Raw genomic sequence first — 9910 nt, 5'->3', positions numbered from 1 at the left:
CGCTGACCTCGACCCCGCCGAGCTGGATATGATCATTCTCGGCACGGCCTGCCCCGATACCTTAATCCCCAATGCCGGCTCCTTTGTGCAGAACAGCATTGGCGCGGTGAATGCGGCGGTGTTTGATCTCAATGCGGCCTGTACAGGGTTTGTTTACGGCCTGAGTGTCGGCACGGCAATGATTCGCTCCGGTGCCATGAAGAAGGTGTTGGTTATCGGCGCCGATCGCATCCCCTACTTTCTGGACTACACCATGCGCGATGTCGCGGTGTTGTTTGGCGATGGCGCCGGCGCGGTGATCCTGGAGGCCGGCGAGGAAGAGAGCGGCCTGCTGGCGGAGAAGCTGGGCTGTGATGGCGATGCCCGCGATATTCTCGCCGCCCGGGATTCGGGGACGGTACGCGAGCGTTTTGCCGGGATTGACGGTTATTTCGATGTGAATTTCGAGGGCCCGGAGATCTTTAAGCGCGCGGTGCGCGGCATGGGGCAGGCGGTGAACGATGTGTTGTCAAAGGCCGATATTGCCGCTGAAGACATCGATTTGCTGGTGCCTCACCAAGCCAATGTCCGCATTATTGAAACCTTGATGAAGCGTCTGAAAGCGCCGGAAGAAAAGGTGGTGGTCAATATTGAAAAATATGGCAACACCTCGGCGGCCACGGTGCCCATCGCCTTGTGCGAGGCCTTGGAAGAGGGCCGCGTAAAGCCCGGAGACTATATCTTGACGGCGGCCTTTGGTGCCGGTCTGACCTGGGGGGCGGCGTTGATCAAGTGGGGCGACCGGGTGACGCCATTGCGCGAATGTAGCGAGGAGCTCGAGCCCTGCCAGCAGACCGCGCTGGAGCTGCTTAAACCTTGGATTGACGGCAGTCGTGCCGCCGCTGAGCAAAAGGCGGCGGCTGCTGCCGAGTAAGTTTTTGCGACTGCGGCCGGCGCGTGCAGCCGGCCGCGGTGTTGCCCCTGCCACCCTGTTTGTCGCGCATGTGCAGCGGGGTCTCGTCTTTATCTCCATCTCTTCGCGTTAACGGTTGCGGCCGTTGAAATGCGGGTCTTTGCTGTAGCTAGTGATCGCGCCGTTGCGGTTCTGCGTAAACCGGGTCAGTAATCATTGGCCCTCCCGGTGCGCTGCAGTCTGTGTCGCCGGGCAGTGGGCGGCATCCCCATAGTGAGTAACAGAGGTAAGGCGATGACACAGCTGCGGCGATTATTTCGCTATGCCCTCCCCGGCCTGCCGCTGGCGGCACTGGGTTTGCCCTTTTATATCTACGTGCCGCTGTGGCTGGCGGAACAGGGTGGCTATGGCTACGCGGTTATCGGCCTGGTGTTTTTCGTCGCCCGTGTCGCCGATGTTGTGACCGACCTACCGGTCGGCACGCTGGTAGATCGTCGCGGCTGTCGGCGCTCGCTGTGGCTCGGAGGCTGGCTACTGATGGCCGCCAGCGCCGTGTTACTTTTGCTGGCGCCCCATCCGTGGCCGCCGATACTGCTGTTGTTGGTATTGATCAGCCTGATGCTGGGCTGGACGCTGATCACCGTACCCTGGTTGGCACTGGCGGTGTCCTTGAGTCGCAACGACGAGCAGCGCCTGGCGTTCAACAGTGCTCGCGAGGCGATGCTGTTATTTGGCACGCTGCTGGCGATGCTCTTTCCGGCCTTGGTCGCCAAACAGTTCCTGCCCTATGTGGCGGCGGCGCTGCTGTTGTTTTTGCTGTTTGCGGTGCTGAATCAGGGCAGCCATCGGCCGCCGGCCAATGCCCGCGCCAGCGGCTTTGCCGAGTTGTTGCGCGAGCCCCAGGTGCGCGCCCTCGCCCTGCCCTGGTTTATCAACATGCTGGCGAATGCCATTCCCGGTACGGTGTTGGTGTTATATCTGCGCGAAGTATTGGTCGCCGAGGACATGATTGCGGTGGTGCTGCTCAGCTATTTCTTGGCGGGGCTGTTGGCCGTGCCGCTGTGGTATGCCCTGGCCAAGCGCTGGGGCAGCCTGTTTTGCTGGCGCCTGGGCTTGTTGTTGTCGGCGGTGCTGTTCAGTGCGGCGGCGCTGCTGGGCGAGGGCGATGTCGCGTGGTTTGTGGCGGTCAGTGTCGGCACGGGCTTAATGCTGGGCGCCGACCAGGCGATTCCGTCTGCTATGCAGACCGGGTTGGCGCGGAAAATGCTGTCCGAGCGGCCCGGTGCGGCCATTGCGGCAAAGTTATTTGCGCTGTGGAGCATGCTCGGTAAGGCGGCTATGGGCCTGGCCGTGGGTGTTGGCTATCTCTGGCTGGGCAGCCAACTGGTACCGGCCGCGGCAAGTGTGCCGCCGGATTGGGCGATCGTCGCCGCCTATGTGGTGGCGCCGGTGGTATTAAAGCTGCTGGTTTTCGCCTTGCTCGGTCGGCCTCAGCTGCGCCAGTTAAGCGAGGAGGTGCACAATGCCTAGGTTGCCTTTTTTACTGGTGTCGGCACTTGCGCTCGGCTTTATCTTCGCGGTGCCCGCCTGGGCGGCCGACTGGCAAACGGTGGCGGCGGATCGCTACAAGTTATTGTGGAAGGAGCTGACTTACACCGAGCTGCAGATTGATCCACGGCAGTCGGCGCCGGCCAGTGGGGATATTCTCGATCCGGCCTACGGCAAGCAAATTGTTATCGAGTACGGTCTTGCGGTGTCCGCTGAGCGCTTTCGCAAACTCACCCTCGACTGCCTGGCGGACAACTATAGCGACGCGGAATTGGCCGCGCACCGGTCCGCCATCGGGCAGTTTAACAGCTGGTATCTCGGTGTTGAGAAAGGTGACCGCTACCGCCTGAGTTGGCAGCCCGAGCAGGGTTTAAGCCTGTACCACAACCAGCGGCATCTCGGCACGCTGAATGAGCCAGAGGCGGCGGCGATTATTCTCAGCGTTTGGCTGGGGCGGGCGGCCGTCAGCGAGTCGCAGCGCGACTATTTCCTGGGGGAGTGGCGGCGGGCCGTGCAAAAGTAGTTGGTTATAAGCATATAACATATGCGTCTATACAATCCGCCCAGCGGTACAGCACATTTTGCTAGCATTCGCGTCATTTTCCGCCGTACTCGCGCGGTACTAGTAAAAGGGTCTCGCTGTGGCACGCTCAAGCTCTCACTCACTCTCCCGTCTGCTGTTTGTGGCCGCTCTGGGTCTCAGTGAGCACGCCCATGCCGGCGCGACCAACCGCGGTTTGGGAATTGAAGAAATTTTGGTGACCGCGCAAAAGAAAGAGGAAGGTGCCAACAGCATTCCCTTGGCCATCGCCACCTACACCGGCGATGACCTGCGCGCACTGGGCGTCAGCGACACCCGCGACCTCGGCCGGCTGTTGCCCGGCTTCTCCTACGCCGACGGCGGCTTCAATGTGCCGATCTACACCCTGCGCGGCGTCGGCTTTAATGAAAACAGCCAGACCGCCAGTGCCACCGTCGGCGTCTATGTCGATGAGTTCAATCTGCCGTTTCCGGTAATGAGCAAGGGCAGCAACCTCGATATCGCCCGGGTCGAGGTACTCAAGGGCCCCCAGGGCACCCTCTACGGCCGCAATACCACCGGCGGCGCGATCAATTACATTGCCAACAAACCCGGCGAGGAGTTCGAGTACGGCGCCGAGCTCAGCTACAGCCGTTTTGACAGCTACGAGGCCGAGGGCTTTGTCTCCGGCCCCCTCAGCGACACGCTGTCGGCGCGCCTGGCCTACAAACGCATTCGCGCCTATGAGGGCTGGCAGCGCAGCCGCACCCGCCACCGCAGCAGCGAGGCCTACAACGGCGACACCGGCCGCGATATTGGCGGCCAATACCAGCAGTTTGGCTACGACACCCTGGGCGAGGTCGACAAGGACAGCGCCCGACTGTTGCTGAGCTGGGAAGGCGGTGAGCAGTGGACCCTGAGCGGCCACCTCAATGGCTGGCGTGACCGCTCCGAGCCCCAGGCACTGCAGGTCATCGCCATCGAGTCCCAGAACGCCACTACCGGCCAGTTCGGCCTGCACCCGGATGTCGCCAACTACCCGGTCAACGACCCCGACACCGACGACCCGCGCGCCGCCGACTGGCCCAACAACGGCATGGAGTTTCGTCTCAATGACAGTTTTGTGTCCGCCGGCCTGCGGCTGGATTATCAGCTCAATGAGCGCAGCGACATGGTGCTGCTGCTGTCCGCCGGTGAGTTTGAATCCGACGGCAGTTTTATCCCCCAGTCGGGGGTCGATACGGTCAACACCGAGCGCAATGTCTTTGCCACCAGCGACTTCTACAATATCGAGCTGCGCTTTTCCGGCGATGCCAGCGACAGCCTGTTCTGGCAGCTGGGCCTGAACTACAGCGAAGATGAGGTGGACGAGTTCCAGCGCCTGCACCACGACACCGTGAGCATTGTCTTCCCGGTCGACGCCCCCGACGGCGACGGCGTTGCCGGCCTGGATAACCGCTCGGGCTTCGGCGGCGAACAGCTGGCAGAAGTCGCGGCGATTTTTGCCCACGGCGAGTGGCGCTTTGCCGACAGCTGGAAGCTGAGTCTGGGCACGCGCTACACCGACGAAGTGCGCAACTTCAATGGCTGTTCACAGGATGTCGACGTCGAGGACAACCCCGGCGCCGACCAGGATGCCCCCGGCGCGCGCAACGAGGGCAGCGGCCTGAACAATGCCTTTACCGCCCTCAGCCTGTTGCAATCGCCATTGGCCGGCTATGCGCCGGGCAGCGCCGAGTCCGGCGGCTGCTTTACGCTGGACAATGAGACCCGCCGCCCGCAGCGCTTTTTCGGCAAGCTGGCCGAGGACAATATCTCCGGTCGCATCGCGCTGGACTGGGAGTTCGCTCCGGAAAAACTCGCCTATCTGGCGCTGAGCCGCGGCTATAAATCCGGCAGTTTTCCGGTGATCAATATTTCCGACTCAGTGCAGTACGCACCGGCCACCCAGGAGCGCCTGGACGCCATCGAGGTCGGTGGCAAGATGCGGCTGTGGGATCGGGCGCAGTTCAATGCCTCGGTGTTCGACTACCGCTACCGCGATAAACAGCTGGTCACCAACTTCCGCGACCCGGTTTTCGGCGCTCTGCCGGTACTGCGCAATGCGCCGCGCTCGAAAGTCCGCGGCGCCGAGCTGGACCTGAAAATGACCCCGCTGAGCGGCCTGTTTATCGCCCTGCAGGCGTCTTATTTAGATACCGAAGTTGAGGAGTTTGTCAGCGGCGACAGCAATGGCGATGAGTTCGACTTCAGCGGCAAACCGTTCAACTACAGCCCCCAGTGGGAGTACTCGTTGATCGCCGACTATGTGCTGCCCCTGCTGGATCGCTACGAGTTGTCACTGGGCGCCGACCTGAGCTACCGCGGCGAAACCAACGCCTCGCTGGAAAAAGACCGGCGCTTTTTTATGGATGACTACACGGTGATCAATGCCCGCGTCGGCTTTGCGCCGCTGGCCGGCCCCTGGAAGCTGCAGCTGTGGGGGCGCAATATCAGCGATGAGTACTACTACAACAATGTCACCAATCAGCTCGACACCATCGGCCGCTACACCGCCATGCCGGTGGTGTGGGGCGTGACGGTCAGCTGGCAGCCCTAAGCCAAGCCGCCGACCGCGCTGAGCTACACTGCTGGTAGAAATGCCGCGCTGCGCTATATATTAATCAGCCAGCGCCACCGCCCACGAGGATACTGCCATTACCGTCGAAGCCTTTTTGCTCAAGTTGCAGAGTAGCCTCAACTACCCGCTGATCAACCTCGGCGAGCACCCGGTGACCCTGGGGACGCTGCTGGCCGGGGTAGTTATCGTCGGCGTTGCGCTGACCATCTCTACCACCCTGCGCCGCAGCCTGCGCGGCATCGCGGCGCGGCGCAGTGGTTTCAGCCCCAGCTCGCTGTATACCATGGAGCGCCTAACCCATTATATGGTGCTGGTCATCGGCAGCTTCTTCGCCCTGTCGGTGGTGGGCATCGATTTTTCCAAACTGGCACTGGTGGCCTCGGCGCTGTCGGTGGGCATTGGTTTCGGCCTGCAGGCGATCTTCAGCAACTTTGTCTCCGGCTTGATCATTCTGGTCGAGCGCTCACTGAAAGTGGGCGACTACGTGCAGCTGGAAAGCGGCGTGATTGGCGTAGTCAGCGAAATTCGCGTGCGCGCCACGCTGATTACCACGCTGGAAAACGCCGAGGTCGTGGTACCCAACTCCGAGTTCGTCAACGGCAAGGTCACCAACTTCACCCTCACCAACAATTTCTGCCGGATGCGCATCCCCTTTGGCGTGGCCTATGGCAGCGACAAAGAGAAACTCCGCGAGGTGGTGTTGGCCGCCGCCATGAAGCAGCCGCAGACCCTGCTCGACTCGCCCATCCACCAGCCCACCTTGCAAATGAAAGGCTTTGGCGACTCCAGCCTCGACTTTGAACTGATGGTGTGGGTGAAGCCGGAGTATTCCACCCAACACAGCTCAACTCGCTCGGCCTATCTCTGGGCGCTGGACACCGCCCTCAACGAGGCCGGTATTACTATTCCCTTCCCGCAACGCGATCTGCACTTGGTGTCTGGCCTGCATCCCGCGGCGTCCTCCGAAAACCGCTAAAGACTGTGCAGCCCCGGCAATAAGCGCCTAGGCTAAATAGGGATTGAGTGTCGCTGGCGCGCGCCGGCTGCCGCCGTCTCTGGGAGGTCTGTATGAACAGTTTAGTTGCCATCTTTTGCATTGCTATCACCCTGTTGGCGGTGTTTAGCCTGCGGCTGCCTCGCCGTCGCGGCGCGCTGGTTTTTGCCCTGGGTTGGCTGCTGGCAGCCAGTATTCAACCCAGTCTGTTGCATCCGGCCTGGTTGCTGGTGCTGCTCGCGGTGCTGTCGCTGCTGCTGGTCGACAGTTTGCGCCGCCGGCTGATCAGCGAGCCGGCGCGACGCGCGCTTGCCAAAATGATGCCGGAAATGAGCGATACCGAGCGGGAGGCCTTGGCGGCGGGCACCACCTGGTGGGAGCAACAGCTATTTTCCGGTCATCCTGATTGGCAGCAGTTCGACACCATTCACCTGCCGTATCTCAGCAGTCGTGAGCAGGCCTTTCTCGACGCTGAAACCGAGCAGCTATGTGCAATGCTGGACGAGTGGCAGATTCAGCATGAGCTTAAAGACCTGCCGGAAGCGGTGTGGCAATTCATTAAAGAAAAAGGCTTCCTCGGCCTGATCATCCCCGAGCAATTTGGCGGCCGACATTTCAGCCCCTATGCGCAGAGCCGGGTGGTGGGCAAAATTGCCAGCCGCTCCAGCGTCGCCGCCGTGTCGGTCATGGTGCCCAACTCGCTGGGGCCCGGCGAGTTGCTGGCCAAATACGGCACGGCCGAACAACAGCAATACTGGCTGCCGCGTCTGGCGGTGGGTGATGAAATTCCCTGCTTTGGCCTCACCGGCCCCGAGGCCGGCTCCGATGCCGGCGCCATCCCCGACTATGGCGTGGTGTGTCGCGGCGACTATCGCGGCGAGGAGATGCTCGGCATCCGCCTGAATTTCTCCAAGCGCTGGATTACCTTGGCGCCCATTGCCACCGTCATCGGCCTCGCGTTTCGGCTCGAAGACCCCGAGAATTTGCTGGGCGACAAGGTGGATTTGGGTATTTGCTGCGCCCTGCTGCCCGCCGACCTGCCCGGCGTGGAAATCGGCCGCCGCCACAATCCCGGCGCGGCATTTATGAATGGCCCGATTACCGGCAGCGAGGTGTTTATATCCTTCGACCTGCTGATCGGCGGTCGCGACTATATCGGTCGCGGCTGGCAAATGCTGGTGGAGTGCCTGGGCGCGGGACGGGGCGTCTCGCTGCCGGCGCTGTCCACTGCTGCCGCCGAAATGAGCTACCTCACGGTGGGTGCCTTTGCGCGGATTCGCCGCCAATTCGGTATTCCGGTCGGTAAGTTTGAGGGCGTGCAAGAGGCCACTGCGGAGATAGCCGCCTCGGCCTATACCCTGGAGGCGTTTCGGGCCTTTGTCACCCGCGCACTGGCCGACGGCGCCCCGGCCGTGCTCACCGCGATGGCGAAATACCACGCCACCGAAATGATGCGCCAGGTGGTCGATCACAGTATGGACGTTCTCGGCGGGCGCGGTATTCAGTTGGGGCCGCGCAATTTTATGGCCCAGACCTACCAGACCGTGCCCATTGCCATCACCGTGGAAGGCGCCAATATCCTCACCCGTTCGATGATGATTTTTGGCCAGGGCGCGATCCGCTGTCACCCTTTTCTGGCCGATGAGCTGTTGGCGCTGAATGATCAAAGTGCCGGCGCGGCCCAGCGCTTCGATGCCTTGTTCAGCGCCCACCTGGGCCACACCGCGTCGGTACTGAGCCGGGCGCTGTTGCTGGCGCTGAGTGCGGGGCGTTTGTCGGCCGCCGGTCGCGGTCGGCCGCTGGCGGCCTATTACCGCAAGCTCGACCGCCTGAGCGCCGCGTTTGCGGCGACCGCTGACATTGCCCTGGTGACTTTGGGGGGCGATTTGAAGCGTCGCGAGTTGCTGTCGGCGCGGCTCGGCGATGTTCACAGCCAGCTGGTCATCAGCTCGGCGCTGTTGAAGTTTCACGATGAGCAAGAGGACAGCGACGCGGCCACCGCCCATGCCGAATACGCCCTGCGCCGCAGTTTGGCGGCCGCGCAAGGCGCCCTCAACGCCCTGTATCGAAACTTTCCGCAGCGCTGGCTGGGTGCGCTGCTCAAGGGTTTGCTGTTTCCCTTTGGCGACCTGGAGAGTGGCCCGGACGACGGCCAAATTCGCCAACTGGGTGAAATGATTATGAATGAGCAGCCCGTGCGGCAGATGTTGGCCGAGAGCGTCTATGTCAGCAGCGACCCCGACGACGCCTGTGGCCGGGTGTTGAGCTGTTTTCAGCAGCTGTTGGCAGTGGAGGCCGACTACGAGCAATTTCTGCGCGCCGAGGGGCATTTGCCCGGCCGCAATATTGACGAAAAACTGCAGGCGGCTGTGGGCGCCGGCATTGTCACCGCCGAGCAGGCCCAGAACATTGCCGATTACGATGCGCGCCGCTACGACTGCCTGTTAACCGATGCCTTTGACGCCTCGCTCAAAGAGGTCGACATCCGCCCTTTTCGGCCCTAGACCGCCACCTTGGGATGCTCCGCCGCCTGTGCTGGCGGGGCGGCAATCCCGAGCGTCCAGCCACAGCCAAAGCAGCTAATGTGTCTCGTTATTGGTATTTATTTGGCAAAAAATCTTCTCATTGGCCGAAAAACTTGCTAAAAGTGCGGCACAGCCAATGTGTTCATTGAAAACTGCTCGCAGACTGCGCGCGGGCATGTCGGCATCGACCACTGGCTTGCCAGCACAATAAATAAGAAGGCGGCGTGACTGCGGCCAAAGATAGTAATGACCTCACCGATACTGATAAACAGTCCGGGCCTATGTCGCCCAGGCACCGCTCTATACCTACGAAAATGAGGGTCACAATGAAAAAAAGGATTCGCGCGTTATCCCCCCTATTACCGCTGAGCTTGTTGAGTAGTTTTGCCCAGGCGGCGCCCATGTTGGAAGAGGTGGTGGTGACCGCCCAGCTGCGTGAGCAGAGCCTGCAGGACGTGCCGGTATCGGTCAGTGCCATCGGCGGCGAAAAAATGATGGAGGCGGGCCTCTCCAAAATCGAAGATTTGCAGGCCTATGTCCCCAACTTCACTATGTCGGAATCCGGTATCGGTACCGATATCTATATCCGCGGTATCGGCTCCGGTGAAAACCAGGGCTTTGAGCAGTCAGTGGGTATGTACGTCGACGGTATTGCCTACGGTCGCGCCCAGTTGGCGCGCGCGCCCTTCCTGGACCTGTCTCGCGTAGAGGTACTGCGCGGACCACAGAACATCCTGCTTGGCAAAAACAGCATTGCCGGTGCCATCAGCATTCAAACCGCCAATCCAACGGAAGACGCCGAAGGCAATGT

Annotated in this window: 7 protein-coding genes; all 7 read left to right on the top strand. The window is 61.5% G+C overall.

All coding sequences use genetic code 11. The features are described from left to right. Nucleotides 1-913 (top strand): beta-ketoacyl-ACP synthase 3 (locus ABYM29_RS13020; protein WP_372865206.1); only part of this gene is annotated, 913 nt, incomplete at its 5' end. 273 nt (nt 914-1186) lie between these two features. Further along, complete coding sequence (locus tag ABYM29_RS13015; protein WP_372865205.1) at nt 1187-2422, top strand: MFS transporter; 1236 nt, start codon at nt 1187-1189, stop codon at nt 2420-2422. Then, nucleotides 2415-2963 (top strand): chalcone isomerase family protein, encoded by a 549-nt coding sequence (locus ABYM29_RS13010; protein WP_372865204.1) that lies wholly within the window; start codon nt 2415-2417, stop codon nt 2961-2963. Before ABYM29_RS13015 ends, ABYM29_RS13010 begins: the two co-directional genes overlap by 8 nt. Nucleotides 2964-3081: 118 nt before the next feature. Continuing rightward, the gene (locus ABYM29_RS13005; protein ID WP_372865203.1) at nt 3082-5559 is read left to right on the top strand and encodes a TonB-dependent receptor; all 2478 of its coding nucleotides are present in this window, start codon (nt 3082-3084) and stop codon (nt 5557-5559) included. 115 nt (nt 5560-5674) lie between these two features. Beyond that, entirely contained in the window at nt 5675-6556 is an 882-nt protein-coding gene (locus ABYM29_RS13000) for a mechanosensitive ion channel family protein (protein WP_372865202.1), read from the top strand. 92 nt (nt 6557-6648) lie between these two features. Beyond that, entirely contained in the window at nt 6649-9078 is a 2430-nt protein-coding gene (locus ABYM29_RS12995) for an acyl-CoA dehydrogenase (RefSeq protein WP_372865201.1), read from the top strand. Nucleotides 9079-9425: 347 nt separating this feature from the next. Next, the coding region (locus ABYM29_RS12990) for a TonB-dependent receptor plug domain-containing protein (RefSeq protein WP_372865200.1) at nt 9426-9910 on the top strand (485 nt) is incomplete at its 3' end.

Source organism: Spongiibacter sp. (assembly GCF_041602295.1).
GTDB lineage: Bacteria > Pseudomonadota > Gammaproteobacteria > Pseudomonadales > Spongiibacteraceae > Spongiibacter.
This window is presented reverse-complemented; position numbering and strand designations above follow the sequence as displayed.